This window comes from Undibacterium sp. TJN25 (genome assembly GCF_049339885.1).
In the GTDB taxonomy this organism is placed as follows: domain Bacteria; phylum Pseudomonadota; class Gammaproteobacteria; order Burkholderiales; family Burkholderiaceae_D; genus Undibacterium.
Window position 1 is genome coordinate 93,072 of the sequence record NZ_JBMPPM010000010.1, and the last position, 25,685, is coordinate 118,756.

The window sequence follows — 25,685 nt, forward strand, 5'->3', positions numbered from 1 at the left end:
GTAGCTTTGTTATTGCCGGTCGGTGCTACCCGCGGCCAGCAATCAAAAAAAAACAAAAGCCTGGAAATCAACCCGCTCAGAGGGTAACAGCCGACGGCACCCGCCACCCATCCCGCCCCCAACTCCCATCCAGCATAGCCGCAAACCCCGCATGCTCAGGCAAGCCCTTGCACACCAGCACAGAAGGCAATATCCGCTGCGAACCATCGGTCCACCACAGGCTGTGCCCAGCCAGCAAATTCTCTGCAATAGAAGTAGTCAAGGCCGGCATGCCGGCCTGCATCTGCTCCAGCTCATCGCTAGGAAAACACCAGCCCACAGCCGGCCCGACCGCGGCAAAATCGGACATCGCGGAACCCGGCAGCATGGTCTTCTCCCGTAATGCTGCATCAAAATCATCCAGCAGGAAATTGCCCTCCAGCGAGGACAGCGCCAGGTCTTCCAGTGCGTCGTACCAGGTCTTGCCCTGCTCTAGCCACTGCAACAGCGGCGCTTGCGAAGAGGTGCCGGCTGCGATCATCAGCGGAAAGTGGCGCCCTACCCGGTCCACGCTGGGCATCAGCACACCGGCCCAAGAATTGCCGTCCACGACGCCATTGGACAAGGCAAAGCGCCAGATAGGGCTGGTCAGGTAGGTTTCCAGCCAGGTCGCGCCGAGCTGGGTTTTGCTCGCGTGCATGCTGTGCTGCAGCCAGCTGTCCCACACTTCCAGGAACGCCGGCGGCAGCCGCCGCGACACAAAATCGCCATGGCTGGTGACCTTGCCGAAAAAACCGGGTGCGGTATCCGGCTGGCTCATTACAGCCTGTCCATGCAGCGGAACTGTTCCAGCGTGTCCCGTTTGAACGGATTGATGACGCTGCTGGCAGTCAAGTCGAATGCGGCTTTCTTGCCGTCGAAATCGAAGCTCAGCTTATAGCGTTCGCCTTGTGCGCTCGGTTCCAACACGCCCTTGTCTATCATGTGGAACCAAGCCCAGCTGCCATCCGTGCGCAGGCTGGAATGCGCGCTGGCGGGGCTTGCTTCCACATGCACCTGGCCGTTGCCCTTGCCGCTGGGCAGCTGGAAGGACATGGAGGCGGTCGTACCGGGCGTGTAGTTCAGTTGCTGGCCGTCGATATCGAGCACCAGTTTGGTCAAGGCGGGATCCACGATGGCCGGTTTCAGGTCAAAGCGCATCGATACCTGTCTACCGCCTGCGCCAAAGAAGGCATCCCGGATGCGCGCAGCGCGCTGGAAGCCATTCAGCACTTCCTGCGGTATGCCTAGCGACGCATTGTTCGCCGTTGCGCGCCAGCGCCACTGGCTGCCGCCCATGTCCACATACTGCAGCAGATTTTTCTGGAAAAAATCATCCATCAGGCCGCCCGGAGCGAAGAACTTGCCGAAATCGTCAGCAGTCACTTCCTTGGTGGCATTGCGCACCAGCGGATAACGGCCGGCGATCGCATCGCGGCAGAACTGGCCGCCGCTGCCTATCCACAGCGAATTCAGTCTCTCCCTCTCGCTGCCGGAGGTCAGCCCGGCGCCACTGCTGTCGATGTTTTTCAACATCGTGGCCAGGGGCGCGGGTTTGCCGTCGGCTTCCATTTTCAGCTTGCTCAGCGCTTCGCCGGCCGGTGGCGGAGTGCCGGTACGTTTTGCCGCACCGGCAGCGTCCAGGTAGGTGGCGACATCTTTCAGCATGGACAGTACCGCGTCCAGCGGCACCGGCGCGCCGGCGGGGGCTCCCGCGTTTGCCCCCACACCTGCTCCGGCCATTTTGTGCAAATCTTCGAAATGGGCATCAACCGGATTCAGCGTCTTGACAGGTGCAGGCGCATCGTCCGCGCCGGAGCCCATCGCGCTTTCCAGTTTTTTCTTGTACGAATCCAGCTTGCCTTTAACAGCATCGCTGACTGAAGCGGTGCTGAGCTTGCTTTTTGCGCCCTCCAGCGTCGTTTCCTTGGCAGCTGCTATCAGGAATTTGCGTAGCGGAGACTCTGCACCGGACAGGATATTGGTGATCCTGGCGCCCTGGTCCAGTGTCGAGAACGGCGTGATACCGACATCTGCCAGTAGGCCATCCCATTGCGCGATGTAGTCATTGAAGTACAGCTGCAGCACGGCCGCCTTGATCTGCTCGGTGCTGCCGGCGCTGGCGACCTGTTCCTGCTGCGCCAATACCCAGCTGTCCTTAGCTACATCGGTGATTGCCTGCTCGTTTTGTTCCAGAAATTTGCCATAGCCTGCAACCGAGAACATGCCGTTGATGCCGCGCGTCAGCGGTTCACCGCTACGCCGGATAAACACTTGAGGCGCATCGCGGCCGCCGACATTGGTCACGCTGAATTCCGGCAGCTTGCTGCGCGACAGTTCTCGCTTCAAGCGGTTATAGACACGCTGTTGCACCGGCACCTTGGCCAGCGTCAGCCGCGTGTCGCTGATCAGTGCAGCATCCAGCCTGGGTGGCTCATCGGCGCCGCGGTTGTATTGCTCCAGCAGCGCCTGTACATGGTCGGACAGCGCCTGCTTCTGAGCATCGCTGGCGTCTTTCAGATTACGCGACCAGTAATAGTCGAGCCAAACACCGACCGATGTCGCATCGAAATGCGTGGCATCGCCCAGCATCAGGTACACACGCAAGGTTTCATACAGGTAGTCCGTATTGTTGGCGCTGTCGCGGCGCAGCTGTTCTTCCATGCGGTTGATGATGCGCGGCAGCAGGGTTTCCCTCAGCATTTTCTGATAAACAGCCTGTGCGCCCGCGCCCAGCTTGTCGCCCTGGTACAGGCCGAAGCGCATCAGCAGCGGTGCACCCTTGTCGCGCTCGTTATAACCGCCCGGCAGGTCGCGAATGGCATTCAGCAAAGGCAGGGTCTGCAACTCGCTGCCCTGGGCCGGCAAGGCCGCGGCCAGCTTGCTGATGTCGGCCACCTTCTGGTTGACGTCGGCCACGTAGCTCTGGTTGCGGAAATAGCTGGTCAGCAGGCCGGCGCATAGCAGCACGAATACCACGGCAATGGCAATCGATGCGCCCCATTGCGCCCAGCGCCGTTTGCGTTCCAGCGACAGGTTGACGCCGGCCAGGTTCGCCTCGGGAAAAATCACTTCCTGCAGCAGCCGGGTGATGAAGTAGCTGCGGCCGCTGGAAGCATTGGGTGGCAATATCTGGCGATCCAGGCCGAAGGCGGCGGCCATCGCGCCCATCACACGGTCTATCGGGCTGCCTTCCTGCGTGCCGCTGCTGAAATACACGCCGCGCAGCAAGGCCTTTTCTTCATAGCGGCTGGACTGGAATACATCATTCAGGAAACGGCCGAGCACGTCGCCGACGCCGGCAAACTGCTGCGGGAAACTATAGATCAGCGCACGCCTTTGCAGGTCGCGCTCCTGCTGCACGCGATCCAGCACCCTGGCCTGCAATTGCTGCTCCAGCAGCTGGAATTCTTCCGGAAAGGCTGCCAGCGCGCTGTCTACCTGGTTGGCGTCCGCCAGCGGGAAGGTCATGCCCCAAACCTGCGCCCTTTCCTCGCGGCCCAGGTTGTCGAAAAATTCGACAAAGCCGGCCAGCAGGTCGCACTTGGTGACCATCACATAAATAGGGAAACGTATGCCCAGTTTTTCATGCAGCTCCTTGATGCGCTCGCGTATGGCCAGCGCCTGCGCCTGGCGCGCAGCCTCGTTCTGCTGCAGCAGGTCCGCCACGCTGAGTGCGATGATCACGCCATTGACAGGCCGACGGCGGCGATGCTTGCGCAGCAGTTGCAGGAACCCGCCCCAGGCAGCCTTGTCCACTTCGGTATAGCTGTCCTGCGTGGTGTACCTGCCGGCGGTATCCAGCAGCACGGCTTCATCGGTAAACCACCAGTCGCAATTGCGGGTGCCGCCGACGCCGCTGATGGCGTTCTTGCCCATGCTTTCCGCCAGCGGGAATTTCAGGCCGGACTGTACCAGCGCCGTCGTCTTGCCGGTGCCCGGCGCGCCAACGAACATATACCATGGCAGCTGATACAGGCCGCCCTGCTTGCCGCCGAGCTTGGCTTTCTTCAATACCGCCATGGCTTCCTGCAGGCGTTTCCCCAATGCCGCCAGTTCAGCCGCGCTTTCCTTGGCGCCGGGCGCCGGGGCAGGCTGGTCCTCGCCTGCCACGCTTTTCATCAGCTTGGCGTTGGCGATTTTTGCGGCAACAAATTTCCAGATGAAGTAGATGGCCCAGACCGCAAAGAAGAGAAGGATGAAGGTCCAGCGCACGCCTTCGGAAGCGAACGGTTCGCTGCCGTTAAACGCCAGCAGCGGGCCTTCAAACCACAGTATCAGCGATAGCAGGATGACGCCGAGCAGGGATAGCACCCAGAGTTTCAGCAGCCAGGAGAAGATTCGCTTCATAGGATTCCAGGAATTCGGTAATTGATATTGGAGCTCATAGGGATGTGCCCGCCGGTGTCAATAAGCTTTTAATGTGTTCTGTTGGTGCATGCACCTGCCTCGTTACAGCAGTCGTTCACGGTTGCACCGGCGGCGTCAGCACGATGATGTCCACGCGCCGGTTGCGGGCGCGGTTGGCAGCGCTGTCGTTCGGCACCAGCGGCTCTGTATCGCCCCGCCCTTCCACCGTGTACCTGTCCGGCGGTCCGGCCCTTTCGGCCAGCAGCTTCCTGACCGATTCCGCGCGCCCCTTTGACAGGTCCCAGTTGGACGGGAATTTTGCCGAGATGCCGCCTTTTACATTGTCGGTATGGCCGATGACGATGACCTTGCCCGGCACCGGTTTCAATGCGTCGCCGATGCGTTGCAGCAGGGGGATAAAGTCGCGCGTCACTTCGGCGCTGCCGGATGCGAACACGCCGTCGCCGCGCAAGGTAACGACGGAGCGGTCCGCCGTTTCATTGACGCTGACCAGGCCGCGCTCGATTTCAGGCGCCAGGAAGCCAGCCACGCGCACCGGCTTGGCCGCCACAGGCGCGGGTGCAGGCTGGGCGGGAGGCAAAGGAGCCTGTACCTTGATCTGGTGCAAGCCGGCGAATACAGGATCGGAAGCCTGGTTCAGGCGGTAGCTGAAAAACAGCTGCACGATGATGAGCACCACCGCAGCAATGGCGGCCAGCACCCATACCGGGATTACACGCCACAATGGCTCGCCCTTGCCGGTAGCGCCTTTCCAGTGCACCGACAATTCGGTCTCGAAAGCGCCGCGCTGCTTCTGTATCAGCTGCTGCAGGCGTTCACGCAATATCTCCAGCTGCGCGCGGCCGCCCTCTATCACGCGATAGCGGCCTTCCAGTCCCAGCGCCAGGCACAGGTACATCAGCTCCAGGATATGCAGATTGGCGCGCGCATCCTGTCCCAGCTTTTGCAGGATCAGGAAGAATTTTTCGCCGCCGAAGGCTTCGTTATGGAAAGTTACCAGCAGGCTGCGGCTGGCCCACACGCCGCCACCGCCCCATGGTGTAGAGGAAATGGTCTCATCGAGGAAGGTGCACAGTGAATAACGGGCAGCAGCGATAGCCTCATGCGGCACCTGGGCGGCTTTGGCCTCAGTCTCAAACGTTTTGATCGCACCTATCAGCTGGACGCGCAGCTCTTCCACATTGGGATACGACGTCATGTGGCGCAGCGGCGTGACCAGATCCAGCAGCGGATTGGCCGCGCGCACCAGCGGGTTCAGCGCAGCGCCATGCAGCGTGGCGGGAATTTTTGCCGGCGCTGGCGCCCTGGCGGCGGGGGCAGGGGTAGAAACGGCCGGCGCAGCAGCAGGCGCCATCACCGTGCGGTCTTCCGCCGGCGCAGACGCCGGACCGGCAGGAGGTGCGGCACGTTTGCCTCCCGGCGCGGGAACCAGGACAGTACGGTCGGGATCCTGGAAAGGATCTAGCGGCTCATTTCCACTCACGATGATTACCTTTGTTCTATTTTCAAAAACATCGAATAAGCCCGTCAGCGGAGCCCTTCGCTAATATCTAACCACAACCAGAATCCTGTTACTTCCTGATAGCCCAGAATTGCATTTGCAGCCCGGGAAATTCCCCCGGCACGTGCATGGCAAACCCCGCCGACGTCAGCAGCGGCTTCCAGTACTCGCTATTCTTGTCCAGTTCAAAATACGTAAAGCCCGCGTGGAAAGGCAGCTGGCGCGGCGCAACCGGCAAGGGCCGCAGTGCAATGCCAGGCAACTGCAGATTGACCAGATCGCGGATTTTTTCCACGGAACCTATCTTGACCTTGGCGGGGAAACCACTGCGTATCGTCTCTGCCGGCATCTGCGCGTTGACGGCCAGGACGAAGGTGGCGGATTTGATCAGTTCCGGATCAGGCACGACGGCTACCCGGATGCCGAACTGGCGCTCTTCCAGCGGGATAGGCACGGCATGGGAATCCATCACCATCGACAGCGACTTGCGCAGTTCATCAATGACCGGGAAAAAAGTCTCGCGCAGCTTGTCATGCTTATACACGGGGAAATCCACACGGCGCTTGTCGGCGCGCGTAAACGTCGCCAGTTCGCCGGCCAGCTGCACCAGTTCCGTATATAGGCTTTCCGGATGCAGACCGGTCATGCTGGCCAGATGGGCGACCAGCGGCTCGGCGCGGTTGACCAGTTGCAGCAGCAGGAAATCGGCGATCTCGGCAGCACCGGCGGCACCGGGCTGGCTCAGGCGGCTGGCCAGCGACTCTCCACGCTGGTGCAGCAGCCCCTGCAGTTCATCGGCAAACGCACCCAGCCGCGGGGCGGCGCGGAAATCCAGGCAAGGCGGGCAATAGTCGGGGTCCAGCACCACGCGGTTGTCGGCGCGCCGTTCCAGTACGCGCGCTACGCCCAGGCCGGTATACGCATTCGCAACGTCGCTCTCTATCGCCAGGCGCAGGCGCATTTTGCCAACCTGCATCAGTGCGCTGTTGTCCAGCCCGTTGCTGTCCCACGCTTCATATTCAGCGCTACGGTGCCGCGCGAAGTTGTCCTGCCCGTCGTCGTCGCCAACCTCGGCAATGCCGGGGCGGCGCGCAGGCAGTGCCAGCATCACCAGCACATTGCGCGCATCTTCGGGAATGTTCAAAGGCAGCGGCAGCTCATCGTCGGCAGGCAGGTTGAAGGGAGTGCCGTCCGGCAGGACGGCGCTGCACGATTGCAGCGCGAGCTTGCCCATGGCCAATTGCTGCTCATCGATCCTGATGCTGGAGAAGCCCCATGGATAGGGGCGCAATCCGGCAATACGCGATTCCAGCAAGGTGTGCAGGTAACGGTCATGCTGCTGTAAATGCTGAGGCTGCAACAGCATGCCTTCAGACCAGATTACTTTACTATTCCACGACATTTTGCCTCGCCATTTTTTAGATTATGCTGCTGCAGTATGCATGCGCCAGCCCGCCCGGACCTATCTCCGGCTCTGACGCAGTCTTTGTATCTGTTCTTCGTACGCGACCGCAAACTTCTCGCCGAACAGGCGCTGGAAGTCGTCGTCCGCTTCGTTGGAAATTTCCTTGTACAGCTCCACCAGCCTATCCCACATCTTGGCCTTGCGGTTGGCCGCCAGCATCTTGTCCATCACGGTGGGCACTTGCAGGCGCTCTTCGATCGCGGTCGGGTCAAATCTTTGCAGCACGCCGGACAGGGCCGCACGCATGCCCGCCATGATCGCGAGCTCATGCGCTTTCAGGTCGTCAAACGCATTGGCATAAGAACGCACCGGCGTCATATAACCCGCCAGTGCATTGGACAGCATCTGGCTCAGCGCACTGTCGGCATCGGGGAAAAATTTCAGCGGGTTGTTTGCCTGGCTGGCGATCATCGTCATTTCCAGACGGCTCTCGCGCTTGGTCATCGCGCGCGCCATCAGTACGCCCATGGTGCCGCTGGTGGCTTCACGCAGCATCGCGCCGGCCAGCTCCGCCAGCTCCACCGCCGAGCGGTTGGTCTTCAGCTCCGGCATGCCGAGGCCGCGCAGCAACGCCTGTATAACTTCGCTGTCGGACGCAGGCGCGACTGCAAAGGGTGCAACAGCTGCGGCCGCGGCTATAGACGGGGCATTTGCTGGTCCGGCAGGCGACGGCGGTGCCGCCAGCTCCGGCATGACGGCAGCAGCTTGGACTACGGGTGTAGCTGCAAGCGGCTCAGTCGGGGCCGGCGCCAGGACAGGCTGTGCGGAAATCCTGGTGGCAGCCGCATCAATCTGTGTCTGCAATTCGGTTGGATGTTCCGGTTGCTCCCGCAATGAGGGCGGTTCGGCCTGCGCTGCGGGTGGCAGCATGGTGCGGCTTGCCGGATCTGCTGCCGGTGGCGCAGGCTCCAAGGAAAACTCGGGAATGAAAACCGGCGCGGCATGGACAACGGGCTCAACCGGGGCAGCCGGAGCAACAGCAGCAACAGTAGTAAAGGCAGGTGCAGCGGGCATAGGCGCCGGTGCTGCCGATAGGCGCGGCGGCAAATAATCGGCCAGCGGATCATAGTCATCCGGAATAGCCATTCCCGACGATGCCGATGGCATCAATGGTGCCGTCGGCAAGGCGGGCGTTGCCGGAATGATGGGCGTAGCAGGCGTCATCACCGGCATCTGGAAGGCTTCGATCTCCGGTGAGATATGGTCGCTCTCCGCGCCGCGGAATGCCGGCGCTGCCGGCTGCTGTGCAGGAGCCCAGAAAGCAGCATCATCGAGACCGGGTCTGGATGCGGCAGCCTGAGCCGGCGCGGGAGCATCAAACAGGTTAACGCCCAGCGGATCGAAGCTGGCGTTGTCGAAACTGCCGCCCACATCGAGGATTTTCGCGCCAGACAGCGAGTCGTCTATTCCCACCGACAGCCCAGGCGCTATTACAGGTTCAACCGGCGCTGCCTGCAATGGCGACGGCGGCAACGCAACGGCTTCGGGGCTGACGCTGACCTGCAGCTGATATTCACCGACATTAAGCCTGTCGCCATCGGCGAGCAGCATCTGCCTGCCGCTACCCACGGGGCGGTCGTTAATCAGGCTGGGGTTGCTGCCGACATCTGTCAGGTAGTAGCCGCCATCGCGGAAATCGATTTTGGCATGCACACGGGAGATATATTTGCTGGGATCTTCCAGCACAAGGTCATTGCCCACCGCGCGGCCGATCGCGCCGCCCAACTGGTCAAAACGCTTGGCCACCTGCTGCGGCAAAGCTTCATTGCGATAGGTTTGAACGCGCAGGGTAATCGGCATCGTATCTTCAGGGTTGTTTATCGCCTGGGAATCAGCAATTGTGGGGCGTAGTTGAGGAGCGTAGGCCCTCGCGGATTATACCTTCACTTTAAGGGCTATGGCTGCCGCAAACCCCTGCCAGACAGGCAATGTTGGCATTTTTTTTACTGCAATAAAGGCTATGGGCGAAATGCAATAAAAGCGCGGCTGTTTATGGCCGCCGCGCGCTTGCTGGCAGGTTAATTTGCCGGCTTATTCGCCGACTTCGCGCAAGAACTTCAAACGCTCCTGCTCAGTCCCCAGGCTGTCGGCCAGAATACGGAAAAACTCATGGCGGTTGCCGGTAGCCTTGGCCGCCCGCTTGACCATGACCTTGGCAATAGGCCCGATATAAGGGGTCAATTTTTGTTCGGCCGTGTCCATAATGGCCTGGTCCAGCGGCAACTGGCTGGCCGATGTCGCCGTCTGGGTAGCGCCGAGCGCACTCTGCATGCTCGTGCCGCCGGTGGGCGGCTTGGTGCTGGTAAAGGAGCTGATCGTGGAAATGCCCAGTTTTTTCTTGATCGCGCGGGCACTGTCCAGGAACTGCGTGCGCCCCTTCTCGGAAGGGATATGCGGCAGCAGTTTGTTGCACAGGTCATCCACGTCCACCGCCTGCGCCGCAGCATTCTTCAGCAGCAGTTTGGCCATGGGGCCGACCTGGGTAGACAGGGCAACCTGCAATTCCGGCAGCACTTCCAGCTTCCACGGCGTGACGGTGGCGGCCGAAAACGTGGTCGGCTGTGTACGCACCGCGGGGTCGGCCGGCCGCGCTGATGTCATTCCCGGCTGGGAAGCATGGGCTGGCCGCTGTGAAGCTTCCGGCACTTCCTTGGCGCGCGGGCGCTGGAAGGCCAGGATGGTTCTTTCATTGTCTTCTTCGGTCAGCGGCGCGCCGCCCGTATGTTCAAGGTGCGCTTCAGTCAAGGCCTCCAGGAAGGCTTGCGCGGACGGAAAACGGTCTTCGGGGCGCTTGGCCAGCGCGCGGATGATGATCCGATCGAAGGTTTTGCCCAATGCCGGGTTGCGCTCGGTGGGGTTCACCGGCATTTCATTCATGATTTGGTGCATGACCGTGGACGCAGAACCGACAAAAGGCCGCGAGCCTGTCAGCAGCTGGTACAGCACGATGCCGGCAGCGAATACGTCGGTGCGGCCGTCCACGGTTTCACCGCGGAACTGTTCGGGCGACATATAGCTGGGCGTGCCGATGACGGAGCCGGTCTGGGTCAACGTGGAGGATTCTATCCTGGCAATGCCGAAATCCGTGATCTTGACCTGGGCATCGGAGGTAATCAGCAGGTTGGCAGGTTTGATATCGCGGTGCACAACACCGCGCGCATGCGCATATTCCAGCGCCTTCAGCAACTGGCTCATGCAGGTGATGGTCGCATTGAGGTCCATCGGCGTGCCCGCCACCAGCAGCGCGCTGAGTGACGTGCCCTCGACGAACTCCATTGCAATGTAGGTCGTTTCCGGGGTTTCGCCGTAGTCGTAGACAGCGACGATATTGGGATGGGTCAGGCGTCCCGAAGCCTGGGCTTCATTCTTGAAACGGGCGACCAGCTCTTCTTCCTGATGGTCGCCGAACAGTTCGGCGCGTATGGTTTTCAGCGCCACGACCCGCGCAATATTCGAATCGTAGGCTTTATAGACGACACCCATCGCGCCGGTACCCAGGACGCTGTCGATTCTGTACTTGCCTAGCTGCTCTATCATTGCCATTTACATCTCAATAAGGACCCACGTCATCCGTCGCGACGAAACAAGTCCTTATTATCCCAGATTTTCCCTGAGGATACGTACCGGAATGCACCCGGTATGTATCCAAAAAGACAATCCCGGCTTATTCCTCCAGCATCTTCAGCGCACTGGACAGGCTGGTGCGCATGCGCCCGAAGGATTGGGCCAGTGCTGACAGCTCGTCGTTACCCTTGACGTCGAACTCCTCCACATCGAATTTGCCCATGCTGACCTGGTCCGCGGTATTGGCCAGATTGGTAATGCGGCGGGTCACGAAGTAATGCACCATGATGTTCAATGCGATGAAAACGAACACGAATACGCCCAGCAGCGACAGCATGAAAGTCTTGAAGATGGAATTGGCGCGCTGCAGCGGCACTGCCATCGGCACGGAAATTACCTGGGCGCCGATAATTTCATTCAGGTTCCAGCCGAAACCGTTGTTGGGGCCATAGATGTCGGTCATGGTTTTAGGCGCGGCATCCGCTGTGCTGTGGCAAGCCAGGCAGGCCGGATCCTTGATCTGCAAAGGGCGGGCGATATACAGCGCACGCCCTATCGGCGTGTCGCGCTCGCCGACGTATTCCTTCATCGTCGGTTCGCTGCGTAGCTTGTGCACCACATCGGCCTCCCAGTCAGACGCCTTGTCGCGCAGGTTGGTCGGGTTCAGCGTTGCCTCCTTATAGGTGAAATCCGGGTAGGATTTCAGCACCGTATTCAGGTTCTCGGTGGCTGAATAGGAAGGCACGGACTGCGGATGGAACTGGTATTTCATCTGGGTTTGCAGCAAGGGGGCGATCTGCTTGGATGTGTAGGTGCGCACCGCCAGCGCAGACTCCAGCAGGAAGCGCGCGTTTTGCAGCGTTTCTTCGCGTGCGCTTTCTTTCAGCAGAGCATTGGCGATCAGGCCCGCAGCGACGAAACCTATCGCAAAAATGGAGATGAACACAAGGTTGAACTTGGTGGCGATGGACATTTTCATGCTGTTTCCTTCAGATTAAGAGCTGGCTGCCGCATGGAGGCGGACGGGCGTTTTTTTAGTTGATTCAGTACGACTTTTTCAATTTTGCTGCGAACCGCTGATGCCGGATTATTTGGCTGGCGGCGGAGGTGGATGCAGGATGGTTTTCCATTCTGCCGACTGCCCCAGCTGCTCATCAAGTTGCTTGCGGAAAGCCGGATCCTTGATGCGCGGCATGAAGCGGCCCACGAAAGCTTTTTTCATCGGCAGGTTATTGTTCAGCCAGGGCTCTACATCGGCAAAATCGGCTTCGCGTTCCTTGGTCGCCGGTGAGCGCGCACCCTTGAGGCGGTCGGGCGCGGGTGTCACCGGGTCACGGAAGGCAACCGGCATATCGGACAGGAAATCCCGGCCCGGCCGCGGCAGCACTTTCAGCCCCTGCCCCACGATGTTGATCGCGAACTGCTCGCGATTGACCTTGGTGTCCGCGCCGGCCTTGCCGCGCTCGTCTATTTCATTGACGATCTGCGTGCCTTCCTCGGCAAACATCTCGCTCTTTTCGGCTGTGCTGTGGACAATGCTGGAGCCGCTGTCCAGCGCCACCTTCATCGAGCCTGAAGTGACGATCAGGCGCTTGGCCGCGCCGCTGCCCTTGGCCATCACTTTGACCCAGCCTTTCAGCAGCGCCAGTTCGGTACGGACCGGGCCGTCGGCGCCGATGCTGTTCAGGTAGATGCGGGTATCGGGCCCCAACTCCAGGATCAGGTCCGGCGACACTTCCAGCTGCGCGCCTGCCGCACCGGTCTCGACGATATCCTCTTTTTGCGCCAGCACGCCGACACCCGCCTTGTAGACAGCGGTGCCGCGGATGATGCGCACCGGCTTGTCCGCCACCGAGATATTGGCGCTGGAGGAGGCTGCCAACGCCATAGCCGGCGCCGCCAGCACCGCTGACAGCAGCAATCCGGAAAATAGTCGTGAAAAAAAGGTGTGCTTCATATTTTTTGCTATTTGCTTCCGTCGTCTGCTTTGTCCGGAGCGGTCGGCGCTTTCGGCGCCGCGCCTGCCCCGCTGCCCGCGGAGCCTCCGCTGTTCAATAATATCGGCGTGCCGGATATTGCCACACTGGCCGGGCCGATGACAATAAAACCGCCGCCGGCCTTCAGCGTGATGCTCATGCCGGCCTCGATCACCACATTCATGCCCGCCTTGATATGGATGTCGGTGCCTGCCTCCAGGCCGTACTTCATGCCGGCCTTGCTTTGCAGGTCCTGGCCCGCATCCATCGACGTGGTGCCGGTGACCTTTTCATTCAAATCGCCCTTGACGGTCAGGCTCTTGTCGCCGCCCACCTGCTCCATCTCGTCTTTTTCCACCATCAGGTGGCGGTTATTGCCTATCCATTCCAGCAAGTCGTTCTTGATGTAATTATCCTGGTTTTTTTCCGCGTGCAGGAACAGCTGTTCGCTGCCTTTTTTATCGTCGAAACGGATTTCATTGTAGCCTTCGCCGCCCTTGGTCGAGTTGCTCATGATGGTGGAGCGGCTGGCCTGGTCGGGCAGCTTGTAAGGCGGCATCGTATCGGCATTGTAAACGCTGCCCGTCACCAGCGGCTGGTCCGGATCGCCTTCCAGGAAACTGACGATAACCTCCTGGCCTATGCGCGGGATGAACAGATGGCCCCAGCGCTTGCCGGCCCACGCCTGCGATACCCGCACCCAGCAGGAACTGGTTTCATCATCCTTGCCTATCCTGTCCCAATGGAACTGCACCTTGATGCGGCCGTATTTGTCGGTCCAGATCTCTTCGCCGGCCTTGCCGACGACGATGGCGGTCTGCGGGCCCTGTATCACCGGCTTGCGTGTGCGCATGCCGGAACGGTAGGCGTGATCCTTGCCGATGGCAGTAAAACGGCAATCCAGGAACAGCGCTTTTTCCCCAGCAGGCAAACTCTGGTAGGCATCCGACGCCAGTTCATATTCTGCGCTGACGACCAGGAATTCCGCGTTCTGGTCGGCACGGGAATGTTCGGTCAGCTTGAACATGCCGCCCGGGAAAACGCCGCGCGCCGTGGTGCTGGCGCTGACCGTCTCATAATTGGACTGCAATGCTTCAACGTTGACCTGCGCCGAAGTTTCACCGTCAGCCCGCTCCACAAACTGGCCAGGGTAATCATAGACTTCGTGGTTATTCTGGTCATGCGTGCGCATGATCTTGGATTTCACCAGCAGGTTGCCGGCCGGTTTTTCAAAATCGAAGGCCTTCAATGAATAGGCGTCGGTCTGGATCTCGCCGCCCATCAGCCACTTGTAGACGACCTCGCCATTACGCATTGCCGCTTCGTCGTCGGGCACATACGCCAGTTCCGCATAGCCGGGAATGGTCGAATGTGCGGAGTAGGAATCGGCCAGCACCATCGTATGCCGGCCGCTGTCGTGCTTGAAATAATAATAGATGCCGAAGCGCTCCATCAGCCGGCTGACAAAATTGAAATCGCTTTCACGATACTGCACACAGTAGGGCAGCTTCGGATAGGTGGCCGTCAGCGCACTGAAGTCGAAATCGGCAACCATGTATTTATCGAAAATTGCCTTGATGATCTCGACTGCGGTCTTGTCCTGGAAGATGCAGCAGTCGGCCGCGCGCGTCAGGAACCACAGCCAGGGCCGCACTGTCGCCTGGTAGGTTGCGTAGCGCCCCTGCCTGCCCGTCATCGTGAAGCGCGTCACCAGGCCGTTGAACTCCCTCTGTTCTCCGTCGGGCCGGTCCAGCGCGATCGACAAGTCCTTGCCCAGGATGTCGTCGGCCTTGATGTCGGATTTTTCGCTGAGCAGGTCGAGGTGGTATTCGCCCAGGCTGCCCAGCCCATCCATACCGCGCATGCGGTGGAACAGCAATACGTTCGCCCCCAGCGCGCTGGTGATGACGACTCTTCTATTATCCTGGATGGCTGGCATGTGTGGCTTCTATCTGGTCAGTGGGTAAGTGCTTGCGCTGGCAGTCCGCGGCCTGTTCACGGAATCATGGTCTTGGTCGTCGCCGGATTATTGATGCTGATGACGCCGCCCCAGTTGCACATGCATTTGGATATGTTATCCAGCGCCGGCATGAAACCTATCATCACTGTTGCCGCGCCGGGAACCCAGGGAACGGACGTCGCAGGAATGCACGGCATCGGCGTCAATACGCCTAACGCCGCCGCGGTCGCTGCCGCCACCATGGGGTTCGCGGGGGAATTGCACATACCGAAAGGCATGATATTCACCATGGGGATATGATCCATGATATTGGCGGCTGGCGGCCCCTCTCCCATGACTTTATTCTTGGGCAGGACAACCAGCGAAGACGGCGCGGCGCCAAAGGTACATTGCAGCAGGGCGCCCATGGAAACTTGGTTTGGCATGCTTTTTTGTCCTGTCGTTTTGTCCCGGTTCGCTGCTGCCGCACAATTGTTACGCGCCGTTGTTGTGTAATGTCGCTGCGTGCTGCTTTTGCGTACTGCTTTCGCGCGCTGATTTGCGTACCAACGTCACATGTAGGTGTAAAGCCCGGCCCTGTCAATCGGCCGCAGGTGTAGGCATGCAGCGCGTCTGCTTTACACGGGTTTTACACCTGGTTTTACACCAGCTCCGCCTGCTTGCATCCGCTACCGCTAATCTGCAAAATCCATGCCCGGCATTTTGCATCGCCGTACGCTCCGCAAAGCTGTCGCATCATCGCATATTTCGACCATACCGACAATCAACTTACCCTATGGCAGCCCGGCCTTTTTTGCATGGATGTGTAACAGCCGCCACGCAGCAATCCGCTTCCATGCGGCAGCCAGCAAGAGCAGTTCAGCCGGATTGCAACGGAGCAATAATTGAGGAGCGCCCCAGTCAAATACCTCAGCGATGCTGAGGACGCAATAGGCAGCTACCGCAAATACTGCTATCTTTTGCGCTTCACCCGAATATCTTCTATGAACACATGAGCGCCGACCTGTTTGAGCAAGCCCGCACCCTCCATCACGCCGGACGATTTTCAGACGCCGCCACCCTTTACCGCCAGATAACCGAACAAGACCCCGGCCATTTTCGCGCCTATAACAACCTGGGCGCCTGCGAAGACGAACTCCAGCAATGGGAACAGGCTGAACTGGCCTTCCGCAATGCGCTGGCCATCGCTCCCGATGAGGCGCCGATACAACATAATCTCGGCCGCCTGCTGCATAAGCAGGGCTCGCATAAAGAAGCGGAGCACCACTATTTTCTGGCGATCCAGCTGCAACCGGATTTTGCCGATGCCTATTTCAACCTGGGCCGGTTGCTGCAGGATACCCGGCAATTCGAACAATCCATCGCGGTGCTGATGAAAGCCACCGAACTGATGCCGTCCGTTCCTGGACCAAACGCGGTGCTGGGCGACGTCTTTTTTGAACTTGGTCTGCTGCCGCAATCGCTGGCGGCATACCGCAAAGTGACGGACATTGCGCCCACCGATGCTTTCGCCCACTTCCATCTCGGCAAGGTGCTGGAGACGCTGCAAAGACCCGACGAAGCGGCTAACAGCTACAGCCGCTCGCTCGCGATCGAAGCAGCGTCGCCGGCCGCCAGGGAAGCGCTGGCCCGCTCGCTGGAAGCCGCGGGCCGGCACGATGCCGCCGTCCAGTCCTTGCGGACATGGCTGGAACTGGAACCCGGCCAGCCGGTGGCAACGCACATGCTGGCAGCATTGGGCGCCGCTGAAACGCCTGATGCCGCCAGCGAGGGATATGTACGCGAGACCTTTGACCGTTTTGCCGGAAATTTCGATACGACGCTGGAAAAACTACAATACCAGGCGCCGCAACTGGTGCAGCAAGCCGTTTTCCGGCATTACGGCGAGGCCCATGCAGATCTGCAGGTCCTGGACGCCGGCTGCGGCACCGGATTATGCGGGCCGCTACTGCGACCCTACGCGGCTTCGCTGACGGGTATGGATTTGTCACCCGCGATGCTGAAACTGGCGGACCGGTTGCATGTGTATGACAAGCTGGAGGAGGCCGAACTGGTTGCCTACCTGGCGTCGCAGCATCAAAGCTTCGATCTCATCGCGGCTGCCGACACCTTCTGCTACTTCGGCAGGCTGGATACCGCATTCGGCGCGGCAGCCCAGGCGCTCAAACCCGGAGCCTGCCTGGTCTTTACGCTGGAACTCGCCACACAGCCGGCAGACTACGTGCTCGGTATACATGGCCGCTACGCCCATTCGGAAGACTATGTACGCGCCAGCCTGGAACAAGCCGGCCTGAAGAAATATAGGATGGAATACGGCACACTGCGCAACGAAGGTGGCGTTCCGGTTTCCGGCTTGATCGTCACAAGCTGCTTAACGGCTGGCTGAAAAACGGGTGCCGCCTGCCTATTTGGGGAACAGTACCCCTTAGTATTCCAGCGGCTCCAATGAAACCGGCTTTCGCCACGGCGGCTCAGGTGGATTTCAGCTTTGTCATCAAAAATTCCACCGCCACGGCGTGCGTGGTGTGATATTTGAGCCACTGCATTTCTTCCACACTGTACAGCTCGGCAATAATATCCTCGACCAGGCTGCAGTTGCATTCGTGCAGATGCCTGGCCAGATGGGCGGCGGCACGTTCCCTTTGCACGCCCAGACTGCCGGACGCGTATTTATATCCCTTCTTGCCGACTGCGCGTATCGTCTCCAGCAAGCCCACGCCGGGTATTGCACTGGCACCCTTGCGGTACAGCTTGGCTGTCTTTTTGCTGATGATGTAAGGCAGCACTGACTTCGAAATAACGTCGTGGCTGATCTGGCGTGCATTCTGTGAATCACTGGCATCGGCGCTTGCGCATTTGAATATGTAGTCAGCCCTCTTCGCCATGATTTCGCCCAAGCCATTCAGATGCTGCTTCGTTTTATACGCAGCGCGCCCGGAAGAAATCGACGATGCAATGGTCAGCACCCCACCCGCCACCACCAAGCCCACCCCGGTAGCGGCAAAACCGCCGGCAACGGCAGCCGCCACTACCGTCAGCGAACTGGTGCTGGTAGCAATCTGGGCTACTTGTATGCCTGCACCAGCGACGCTGGCACCGCCCTTGATGACCCTCTTGGCAAGCTGGGTGTGCTTGTTGATAGCCATGCCCGAAGGTGGCGCCGGGATTTTGTGCTTGCTGTCGTCATCGCCCTGCGGCGCTGAGGGGATTGCATGGTGAGGCATTTGGTGACTCCCTGAGTGGCATGCTTAGTGCCATAAATTAAAAAATAGAATCCATTCACTGTCTATCTACCGAACCGCCCCTGATCAAAAGTAGGCGATGCGTTTTTGAATTTTCAATTCTTCCCTGATCTTGTTTTCCGTAATATCCTGGTCTTCGAAGCCTTCAATGCCGGTAGTGCACAATTCCTCGTCCTTACCGTCTTTTTTAATTCCGTACAAGCAGTGATAGGAATGGATTAATTCGTGGGCAAGAACGATATAAGGCCGAGCTGACTCTCCTTTGCTCGTCATCACTTCGACATTGGTAAAGTACATGGTGCACACAGACCCTTGCCCCTGGGTGGTAGACGCATTCGCATCCTTGGCCGCATTTTTGCTGCCTCCCAGCTTGTAGAACTGACATCCGTCGGGTGCTTCCGCCGGGGCCTGATGCCGAGGGTCATTCGATGGCACCAGGTTTTTTTTCATTCCGCCGCCGGAAAAGAAGACCGCCTTATGACCATTCTGGACAAAGGTCATGGCTTCTGGCACTACCATTACATTGATGGATGGCGCAAAGTCCGCGCGCTGCCGGGGCGATGCCTTCGCAATCAGATCCAGTAACTTCACTCCGGTGGCAGACTCTGCAATCTTGCCAAGAGCCTCCCGCACGATAGGGACGAAAAAGGGATTGGCCGACGTGTCGTATTTGCAGGCGATGCCAGGATAATCTGCTAAAGGGGCAATGATTTCAGCCATGATCAGAGTTCAAAATTAAATGTAAGTTTTATCCTCAAACGGAGGATTTCAATGAAATGCGGGATATCAACCGACGTGATGGAATTGTATTTCCCGGAAGGTCAGTTTTGTCTTGACGCCAGTCGAAGACACATAAGTTGCATATTGCGCGGTAAGTGCTTTGAGCAAAGCTTGTATCTTTCCTTTGCTTACTTTGTACTCTCCCGAATTCGGATCAAAGAATACGACGCCATTCACTCCCGACCAAAGCGCGCAAATATGGTTTGTCGGCACCTCTTTGAGGCACATCATCACAAAATGATAACCAGGGTTGGCAATAATATGCTCCAGCGCGGTGGCAAAACTTTCGTAGTCCCGTTCCGACACAGAACCCTGTCGCTGCATCCCCACGCTGGCAGGTGCAACGATTTCTATCCTTTCCGCATAGCTTCCGGCGGGGATGTTATTGAAAAATCCGGCAAAGTAATCAATGTTGGTCCAGGCCTGATCCGTATTCAGATACTCAATCCGCTGGGACGGAGTCTCCCCCGGATTTTTCTGATGTCTCTGCACCCACGTAAATGACAAGCCCGTGCAGCCGCCAATCTGGACATTTTCCAACACCTTCAGGTGCGGCCGGGTATTCAGTTGGCGGCGTTGCTTATACTTCGCAACCCTATGCCTGCTCAAGGCATAGATCGTTTTCCAGGAAGTAAAATTTTGGGGCATGTCATTCTCTCAAAAAATTTGAGTCATCTCAGCTATGCTCTGATTCATTCAAAGCTGTATGAAAATTCTCCGTCGATAGTACTTACGTGCACTTTGACAACCGGCCGTCCTTCCATCATGCGCTGCAAAAATTCGCCACTAATTGTCGGCAATACCGAATTAGTCAAGATCGCATCGATCATGCGGCCACCGCTTTCCAGTTCGGTACAGCGGCTGGCGATCAGTTTCACTACTTCATCCGTATAAGTGAACGGGATCTTGTGGCTCTCGCCTACCCGCTTCGCAATCCTGCCCAGTTGCAGGCGGATGATCGCACCTATCATCTCGTCGTTGAGCGGATAATAAGGAATCGTCACCACGCGGCCAAGCAGGGCTGGCGGGAAAATTTTCAGCAGCGGTTCGCGCAGCGCCTTGGCGATGCCTTCCGGTTCCGGCATTAATTCAGGATCCTTGCACAGGTTCATGATCATGTCGGTGCCGGCATTGGTGGTCAGCAAAATCAGCGTGTTCTTGAAGTCGATGACGCGGCCTTCGCCGTCCTCCATCCATCCCTTGTCGAAGACCTGGAAGAAAATCTCGTGCACGTCCGGATGGGCCTTTTCAACCTCGTCCAGCAGTACGACGCTGTAAGGCCTGCGGCGTACCGCTTCGGTCAGCACGCCGCCTTCGCCGTAACCGACGTAGCCCGGAGGCGCGCCCTTCAGCGTGGAAACGGTATGCGCTTCCTGGTATTCGCTCATGTTGATGGTGATGATATTCTGCTCGCCGCCATACAGCGCTTCGGCCAATGCCAGCGCGGTTTCGGTCTTGCCGACGCCGGAGGTACCGGCCAGCATGAACACGCCGATAGGCTTGCTCGGATTGTCGAGCCCGGCGCGCGATGTCTGGATACGCTTGGTGATCATCTCCAGCGCATGGCGCTGGCCGATGATGCGTTTGCTCAGCGTATCGGCCAGCTTCAGCACGTTTTCGATCTCGTTCTTGACCATGCGGCCGACCGGGATGCCAGTCCAGTCCTGCACCACGGAAGCCACCGCCTGGTGATCCACGGTTGGCAGGATCAGCGGCGTTTCGCCCTGGTGGCTGGCCAGCTCTGCCTGCAAGCCTTTCAGTTCGGTCAGCCAGGCATCGCGTTCTGCTGCATTGTCCGCAGGCACGGCGGCATCGGCGGCCCCCTCTACCTTGCCGGTCACTGCGCGCAGCTTGCCGCGCAACTCCAGTATCTTGGTGACCAGCACTTTTTCTGCATTCCAGCGGGTTTCCAGTTCGTCCAGCCGGGCTTTTTCTATACCCAGCTTGTCTTGTGCAACGCTATGGCGCGCGCTGGTGTCCACACCGACGGCAGTTTCGCGCGCAATGATTTCCAGTTCGGTTTCCAGCGCGATGATGCGCTTGCGGCTGTCGTCCACTGCCGGCGGTGTTGCATGCTGGCTCACGGCAACGCGGGCGCAGGTTGTGTCCAGCAGGCTGACAGACTTGTCGGGTAACTGGCGCGCCGGGATATAGCGGTGCGACAACTTGACGGCTGCTTCCAGCGCCTCATCCAGCACCTGTACCTGATGGTGTTTTTCCATCGTCGAGGCGATGCCGCGCATCATCAGGATGGCCTTTTCTTCCGTCGGTTCCGGCACCTGCACGACCTGGAAACGGCGGGTCAGCGCGGGGTCTTTTTCTATATGCTTCTTGTATTCGGCCCAGGTAGTGGCGGCAACGGTGCGCAATGTACCGCGCGCCAGTGCCGGCTTCAGCAGGTTGGCCGCATCGCCGGTACCGGCAGCGCCGCCCGCGCCGACCAGCGTATGTGCCTCATCGATGAACAGGATCACAGGTTTTTCCGATGCCTGCACTTCTTCTATCACCTGGCGCAGACGGTTTTCAAACTCGCCCTTCATGCTGGCGCCGGCCTGCAGCAGACCGACATCCAGCGTACGCAAGACCACATCCTTCAGTGAAGGCGGCACGTCGCCGGCCACGATGCGTTGCGCAAAACCTTCTACCACAGCGGTTTTGCCCACGCCGGCTTCACCGGTCAGGATAGGATTATTTTGACGGCGTCGCATCAGGATATCGATGACCTGGCGGATTTCATCATCCCGGCCCACGATGGGGTCCAGCTTGCCGCTACGCGCCTGCTCGGTCAGGTCCACCGTGTAGCGTTTCAATGCCTCCTGCTTGCCCATCGCAGCCGGGGCGACTGCGCCGCTGGCCTCGCCCGGCGCTGCGCCGCCGCCAACCTGGAAGCCGTCGCTGGCGCGCATCTGCGCTTCCGGCGAATCGCCCAGCAAGCCAGCGAAATCTTCTGCCAGCGCATCAACCTTGATTTTTTCAAACTGGCGCGACATCGCATACAGGCTGTTGCGCAAGGAGGATGTTTTCAGGATGCCGACGATCAGGTGACCGGTACGCACCTGCGATTCGCCAAACATCAGCGTGCCGAATACCCAGGCCCGCTCTACTGCCTCTTCCACTTGCGAAGACAGGTCAGTGACGGAAGTGGAGCCGCGCGGCAGACGGTCCAGCGCTTCGGTCATGTCGCGCGCCAGGCCGGCAGGATCCAGGCCGAAATGCTTGATGAGACGCGCCAGATCGGAATCCTGCAGCTGCATCACCTGATGCAGCCAGTGCACCAGCTCCACATAGGGATTGCCTCGCAGCTTGCAAAACACGGTACTGCTTTCTATTGCACGGTAACACAGGCTGTTGAGCTTACCAAACAGGGCAACGCGACTAATTTCGGCCATGATCTATCCTTATTTACACTTGTTTGTTGTGGGAGTCGGGGGAAAGCAATAATTGTCTGTCGTCTTTTTTTGGCGGACGACTACAGAGCCATGTAGTCCATCCAAGCCGGGCTTGCTTGCTCAGCTTGAGCGGGGGTATTTCCTTTTGCTTCAAAATCAGGTTGACGTCCCAGTTGTAGGCCAGGCCGACATAATTGCGTATCCATGCAGTCAGTCTTTGCAGACTGTCGCCGCCGGGCAGCATGCGCTGGAAATCATCCAGGTCCACCGGGCCTATGACGACCCTGAATTTATGCTGACAATTCCACACCTTGGAACCGAGCACCGTGGTCATGCCCAGCACTTCAGCGTCGTGCCCCGTGCGCAGGCGACAGCGGCTGTCCGCCGGCAGGTTCATCCAGTGGCCGACAAATTCCTGCACCTGCACCGGCAGCTTGAAGAAATCCGCCAGCGTCTTGGCCAGGCCCTCTGCATTGTGCGTCAGCGCGGAAAGGCGACCGGCATAATGCAGTTTGGCGAAATCGGGCAATGCGTCGCGCTTCTGCATCGATCCCATGCCTGTGCCTATCAGCGAGCCGACATATTCGGCAAAGCGGTCGGCGTCCGGCCGGTCCAGGCTCACCGTAGGCTGGGCGCTGGCCCAGGCGCGGTAGAACAGCGAAATCATCCGGTGATGGAAGATATCCAGAAAACGCGACAGCGTCGGGTCAGAGGAATTGCGCAGCCTGTCACGCACGTACTCGGTGATATGCACCGGCAGCGGCCCATTGGCGCCCATCAGCCCAAAAAAATTCACGTCCATACGCGGCGGCCGGCCTTCGCTGCCCTGCTGGAATGCGGACAGGCTGCCGTGCTCAAATGCCAGAGAAGGCGGCTGGCCGAAACGCACCGCATCATCCTGCGGCCTGGCAGACTGGCCTATGCGCGGCTTGTCGGCATAGGCATTCTCCAGCAGGCGCAATGCCGCGAAGAAATCGAAACCGAACGGATCCTCCTCCAGCTTGCGCAGTGCGTCTACAGGATTTCGCATCGTCCCACCCTGGCCGGCCATTTGATAATTTCGCCGCGACGCGGCGTCCTGATAATCGTTTCGGTGAAGGAATTCAGCGATACGTATTTGGCAAAAAACTGTTCCAGCACCGCGCCCAGCATGAATACGCCTATGCCCTCGAACGCACTTTCTTCTATAGTCACGGTAATCTGCAAGCCGCGTCCATAGGTGATGGGGCCTGGCACCGGCAGCCGCCTGACGATGGGTTTGGCGGTGACGGACTTGATGCCTTCTATCTGCCTTTGTCCACTGACATCTTCCGGATTGCAATACAGCCTGAGCAGGTCCTTCAGCGCGGAGGCAGCCTCTTTGTTTTCGCTGTCGATCAGCGACAGATAGTTCAGCGACAGGTGGCTGACCAGGCGCCACGCGGTTTCGCCTTCGGCATACGAAGGTACGGGTGCGGTCGGGCCGCTGAGACAGCGCACCGACTGTACGGGCGCATTGGATTCCACGGTAAAGTCGGTCTTGCCGCTGCCCACCGGCATCGACAGCACCAGATCGCGGTTGGTGCACAGCGTGTCTATCCCCAACTGCCGCAACCCAGTCGGGAACGGCGCCTCGCTGGCATCGACAACGGACATGAATACTTCGCTGCCTATATAGCTGGAACGGGGTCCCTTGCGCCTTTGCTTCTCGGACAGCACGCGCTGGCTGCGGCGTACCTGGTAATACGCGCGCTGCTCAGTCGCGGACAGCAGGTCGTTGGAAGTATAAAACGGCTGGAAGCTCTGTTCTGCTTCCGGCCCGGTGCCATAGCCCTTGACGCCGAGCACCTGGTAAATTTCATAGTCCATCGGCCGTGTGCGGTCGGGCACCACGTGGTATTCGGACTGCTGCTCGCTGAGATGGACACGGTCGGCGCGCTTGGGAAACAGGTTGATGACCGGCGTGCAGAACATGGAAAAGTTGGCGGCACTGATATTTTGTTCCAGCGTCGGTTCTACCCTGTCGAACAGGATAACGATATCCATTTCCTTGTCGGGGCAGCGCTTCACTGCCTCCTGCAGGCCGCCCAGTTCCACAAACATATAACGTTGCGGGAAAGAGAAATATTCGTGCATCAGCCGGTAGCCCTGAAATGAACGTGGGCCGGTTGGCAGCAGCGCCTGTTCATCCTCATAGCCGACCCGGCCTATCTGCGACTTGTGGATGATATGGTGCCAGGATGCAGGATTCCGCGTCGGCATCGCAACCATGCCGACTGCATTCGCGAGTATCTGTTCCAGTATCTTGCTGGGCAGTGAATCGCTGCCGCGTATATATAGTGGCAGCTTGTCCAGCGCGATTTCGTTGAAACTCAGTCCGGCGGTGGTCTTCAGGCGCAGGCGCAAACCGGCCTTGATCGTGCCCAGGCGCGATAGCTCCACGCCGCCCAGCTCACCGGAATAGGTAAAGTATTTGGCGTCGGCCAGCTCCAGCGGCCACATCGTCACTTCATGCGCGGTGCGGTATTCGCAGGAAGTCTGGTCATCCTTGCCGAGCAGACTGCTCAATGACGTGCTGCGCGGCAGGCTGAAGCCTTCCGCCAGACTGCCTTCGGTCAGGTCGGGCTGCAGCTGCACGATCGCCATTGATGGCGTCGGCGCCAGGTATTGCGGATACACCAGCTCCAGCAGGTGTTCAGTGAAACGGGGAAACTCGGCGTCTATCTTCAGCTGTACGCGCGCCGCGAGGAAACTGAAGCCCTCCAGCAGGCGCTCGACGTAAGGATCGGCGCACGCATAGGTTTCCAGGCCAAGGCGGCCGGCGATCTTGGGGAATTCGCGCGCAAACTCCCCGCCCATTTCGCGCAGGTGCTGCAACTCGCGTTCGTAATAACGTAATAACTTGGTATCCATCAGCCAGGCCTCGATTCAGAGTCATATACCCTGATTTCGCCAATCTCCAGGTCCATTTCGGTTTTCAGGTAGAGGCGTTCCGGCAGGGGCTGGCCCCACAGTTCGCCCTGCACTTCAAAAATAAGGTAGTTCGGACTGCCGCTCTTGCCTTCCGATGCCGTTGCGCGCACCTTGACGGTATCGCGCAGTATGCGCGGCTCGAAATCCCAAATCGCCTGCCGCAGGCGGCGTTCCACATCGGCCAGGTCCAGCCCGGAGGCGGTCCTGCCGGAAATATCGGGGAAACCAAAATTCACCACCGACTGCGAGGCCAGCGGAAAATTCTTCAGATCCTGCATCGCGCCGAGGCCCGTTGTATTCAACAGCCAGCCCAGGTCACGCAACACGGCCTTGCGCAAGCCGCGCATCGACAACACCCTCTTGTCGCGGCTCTCCTGGCTGGAATCGGCTTCGTCGTCGGTCAGCCGGTCCAGCAAAGAGGGTTGCAACCTGTCCTGCGAGGTCAGCTCAGCCATGAGCGGCCCCGC

18 protein-coding genes are annotated in these 25,685 nt (G+C 59.2%); 1 reads left to right on the plus strand and 17 read right to left on the minus strand.

The window, feature by feature from the left end; translation table 11 throughout:
* Nucleotides 1-76 precede the first annotated feature (76 nt).
* From tagF to ACO0LO_RS22625, 10 genes are all read right to left on the minus strand, one after another.
* Entirely contained in the window at nt 77-799 is a 723-nt protein-coding gene (gene tagF, locus ACO0LO_RS22580) for a type VI secretion system-associated protein TagF (protein ID WP_422967623.1), read from the minus strand.
* Complete coding sequence (gene tssM / locus ACO0LO_RS22585) at nt 799-4,368, minus strand: type VI secretion system membrane subunit TssM (protein WP_422967625.1); 3,570 nt, start codon at nt 4,366-4,368, stop codon at nt 799-801. Before tssM ends, tagF begins: the two co-directional genes overlap by 1 nt.
* 115 nt (nt 4,369-4,483) lie before the next feature.
* Nucleotides 4,484-5,872, minus strand: a complete 1,389-nt coding sequence (locus ACO0LO_RS22590) for a DotU family type VI secretion system protein (RefSeq protein ID WP_422967627.1) — start codon at nt 5,870-5,872, stop codon at nt 4,484-4,486.
* An 88-nt stretch (nt 5,873-5,960) separates the two neighbouring features.
* A complete protein-coding gene (gene tssK, locus ACO0LO_RS22595; RefSeq protein ID WP_422967629.1) occupies nt 5,961-7,292 on the minus strand; it encodes a type VI secretion system baseplate subunit TssK in 1,332 nt (443 codons plus the stop codon).
* Nucleotides 7,293-7,352: 60 nt separating this feature from the next.
* Nucleotides 7,353-9,155: a type VI secretion system-associated FHA domain protein TagH gene (gene tagH, locus ACO0LO_RS22600; RefSeq protein WP_422967631.1), complete on the minus strand. Its 1,803-nt coding sequence runs from the start codon at nt 9,153-9,155 to the stop codon at nt 7,353-7,355.
* Nucleotides 9,156-9,386: 231 nt separating this feature from the next.
* Nucleotides 9,387-10,898: a serine/threonine-protein kinase gene (locus ACO0LO_RS22605; RefSeq protein ID WP_422967633.1), complete on the minus strand. Its 1,512-nt coding sequence runs from the start codon at nt 10,896-10,898 to the stop codon at nt 9,387-9,389.
* Between the two features lie 121 nt (nt 10,899-11,019).
* The gene (locus ACO0LO_RS22610; RefSeq protein WP_422967635.1) at nt 11,020-11,898 is read right to left on the minus strand and encodes a c-type heme family protein; all 879 of its coding nucleotides are present in this window, start codon (nt 11,896-11,898) and stop codon (nt 11,020-11,022) included.
* A 108-nt stretch (nt 11,899-12,006) separates the two neighbouring features.
* Nucleotides 12,007-12,876 (minus strand): hypothetical protein, encoded by an 870-nt coding sequence (locus tag ACO0LO_RS22615; protein ID WP_422967637.1) that lies wholly within the window; start codon nt 12,874-12,876, stop codon nt 12,007-12,009.
* Nucleotides 12,877-12,884: 8 nt separating this feature from the next.
* A complete protein-coding gene (locus ACO0LO_RS22620; protein ID WP_422967639.1) occupies nt 12,885-14,834 on the minus strand; it encodes a type VI secretion system Vgr family protein in 1,950 nt (649 codons plus the stop codon).
* A 56-nt stretch (nt 14,835-14,890) separates the two neighbouring features.
* The gene (locus tag ACO0LO_RS22625) at nt 14,891-15,280 is read right to left on the minus strand and encodes a DUF4280 domain-containing protein (protein ID WP_422967641.1); all 390 of its coding nucleotides are present in this window, start codon (nt 15,278-15,280) and stop codon (nt 14,891-14,893) included.
* 566 nt (nt 15,281-15,846) lie between these two features.
* Here ACO0LO_RS22625 and ACO0LO_RS22630 point away from each other — a divergent pair.
* On the plus strand, nt 15,847-17,241 hold the full coding sequence (locus ACO0LO_RS22630; protein WP_422967643.1) for a tetratricopeptide repeat protein: 1,395 nt from the start codon (nt 15,847-15,849) through the stop codon (nt 17,239-17,241).
* A gap of 85 nt (nt 17,242-17,326) precedes the next feature.
* Here the strand turns inward: ACO0LO_RS22630 and ACO0LO_RS22635 are convergent, their stop codons facing one another.
* The 7 genes from ACO0LO_RS22635 to tssE all read right to left on the minus strand — a co-directional run bounded on the left by ACO0LO_RS22635 (nt 17,327) and on the right by tssE (nt 25,673).
* The gene (locus tag ACO0LO_RS22635) at nt 17,327-18,079 is read right to left on the minus strand and encodes a hypothetical protein (RefSeq protein WP_422967645.1); all 753 of its coding nucleotides are present in this window, start codon (nt 18,077-18,079) and stop codon (nt 17,327-17,329) included.
* An 84-nt stretch (nt 18,080-18,163) separates the two neighbouring features.
* Nucleotides 18,164-18,817: a M91 family zinc metallopeptidase gene (locus ACO0LO_RS22640; RefSeq protein ID WP_422967647.1), complete on the minus strand. Its 654-nt coding sequence runs from the start codon at nt 18,815-18,817 to the stop codon at nt 18,164-18,166.
* 66 nt (nt 18,818-18,883) lie between these two features.
* Nucleotides 18,884-19,525, minus strand: a complete 642-nt coding sequence (locus ACO0LO_RS22645) for a hypothetical protein (protein WP_422967649.1) — start codon at nt 19,523-19,525, stop codon at nt 18,884-18,886.
* A gap of 44 nt (nt 19,526-19,569) precedes the next feature.
* Entirely contained in the window at nt 19,570-22,266 is a 2,697-nt protein-coding gene (gene tssH / locus ACO0LO_RS22650; protein WP_422967651.1) for a type VI secretion system ATPase TssH, read from the minus strand.
* A gap of 13 nt (nt 22,267-22,279) precedes the next feature.
* A complete protein-coding gene (gene tssG / locus ACO0LO_RS22655) occupies nt 22,280-23,296 on the minus strand; it encodes a type VI secretion system baseplate subunit TssG (protein WP_422967653.1) in 1,017 nt (338 codons plus the stop codon).
* Entirely contained in the window at nt 23,281-25,158 is a 1,878-nt protein-coding gene (gene tssF / locus ACO0LO_RS22660; protein ID WP_422967655.1) for a type VI secretion system baseplate subunit TssF, read from the minus strand. Before tssF ends, tssG begins: the two co-directional genes overlap by 16 nt.
* A complete protein-coding gene (tssE, locus tag ACO0LO_RS22665; protein WP_422967657.1) occupies nt 25,158-25,673 on the minus strand; it encodes a type VI secretion system baseplate subunit TssE in 516 nt (171 codons plus the stop codon). The genes tssF and tssE overlap by 1 nt, the downstream gene beginning before the upstream one ends.
* Nucleotides 25,674-25,685 lie beyond the last annotated feature (12 nt).

Coding starts and splice junctions, on each gene's coding strand:
- tagF (WP_422967623.1), bottom strand. CDS start 799: ATGAGCCAGCCGGATACCGCACCCGGTTTTTTCGGCAAGGTCACCAGC.
- tssM (WP_422967625.1), bottom strand. CDS start 4,368: ATGAAGCGAATCTTCTCCTGGCTGCTGAAACTCTGGGTGCTATCCCTG.
- tssK (WP_422967629.1), bottom strand. CDS start 7,292: ATGTCGTGGAATAGTAAAGTAATCTGGTCTGAAGGCATGCTGTTGCAG.
- tagH (WP_422967631.1), bottom strand. CDS start 9,155: ATGCCGATTACCCTGCGCGTTCAAACCTATCGCAATGAAGCTTTGCCG.
- ACO0LO_RS22605 (WP_422967633.1), bottom strand. CDS start 10,898: ATGGCAATGATAGAGCAGCTAGGCAAGTACAGAATCGACAGCGTCCTG.
- ACO0LO_RS22610 (WP_422967635.1), bottom strand. CDS start 11,898: ATGAAAATGTCCATCGCCACCAAGTTCAACCTTGTGTTCATCTCCATT.
- ACO0LO_RS22615 (WP_422967637.1), bottom strand. CDS start 12,876: ATGAAGCACACCTTTTTTTCACGACTATTTTCCGGATTGCTGCTGTCA.
- ACO0LO_RS22620 (WP_422967639.1), bottom strand. CDS start 14,834: ATGCCAGCCATCCAGGATAATAGAAGAGTCGTCATCACCAGCGCGCTG.
- ACO0LO_RS22625 (WP_422967641.1), bottom strand. CDS start 15,280: ATGCCAAACCAAGTTTCCATGGGCGCCCTGCTGCAATGTACCTTTGGC.
- ACO0LO_RS22630 (WP_422967643.1), top strand. CDS start 15,847: ATGAGCGCCGACCTGTTTGAGCAAGCCCGCACCCTCCATCACGCCGGA.
- ACO0LO_RS22635 (WP_422967645.1), bottom strand. CDS start 18,079: ATGCCTCACCATGCAATCCCCTCAGCGCCGCAGGGCGATGACGACAGC.
- ACO0LO_RS22640 (WP_422967647.1), bottom strand. CDS start 18,817: ATGGCTGAAATCATTGCCCCTTTAGCAGATTATCCTGGCATCGCCTGC.
- ACO0LO_RS22645 (WP_422967649.1), bottom strand. CDS start 19,525: ATGCCCCAAAATTTTACTTCCTGGAAAACGATCTATGCCTTGAGCAGG.
- tssH (WP_422967651.1), bottom strand. CDS start 22,266: ATGGCCGAAATTAGTCGCGTTGCCCTGTTTGGTAAGCTCAACAGCCTG.
- tssG (WP_422967653.1), bottom strand. CDS start 23,296: ATGCGAAATCCTGTAGACGCACTGCGCAAGCTGGAGGAGGATCCGTTC.
- tssF (WP_422967655.1), bottom strand. CDS start 25,158: ATGGATACCAAGTTATTACGTTATTACGAACGCGAGTTGCAGCACCTG.
- tssE (WP_422967657.1), bottom strand. CDS start 25,673: ATGGCTGAGCTGACCTCGCAGGACAGGTTGCAACCCTCTTTGCTGGAC.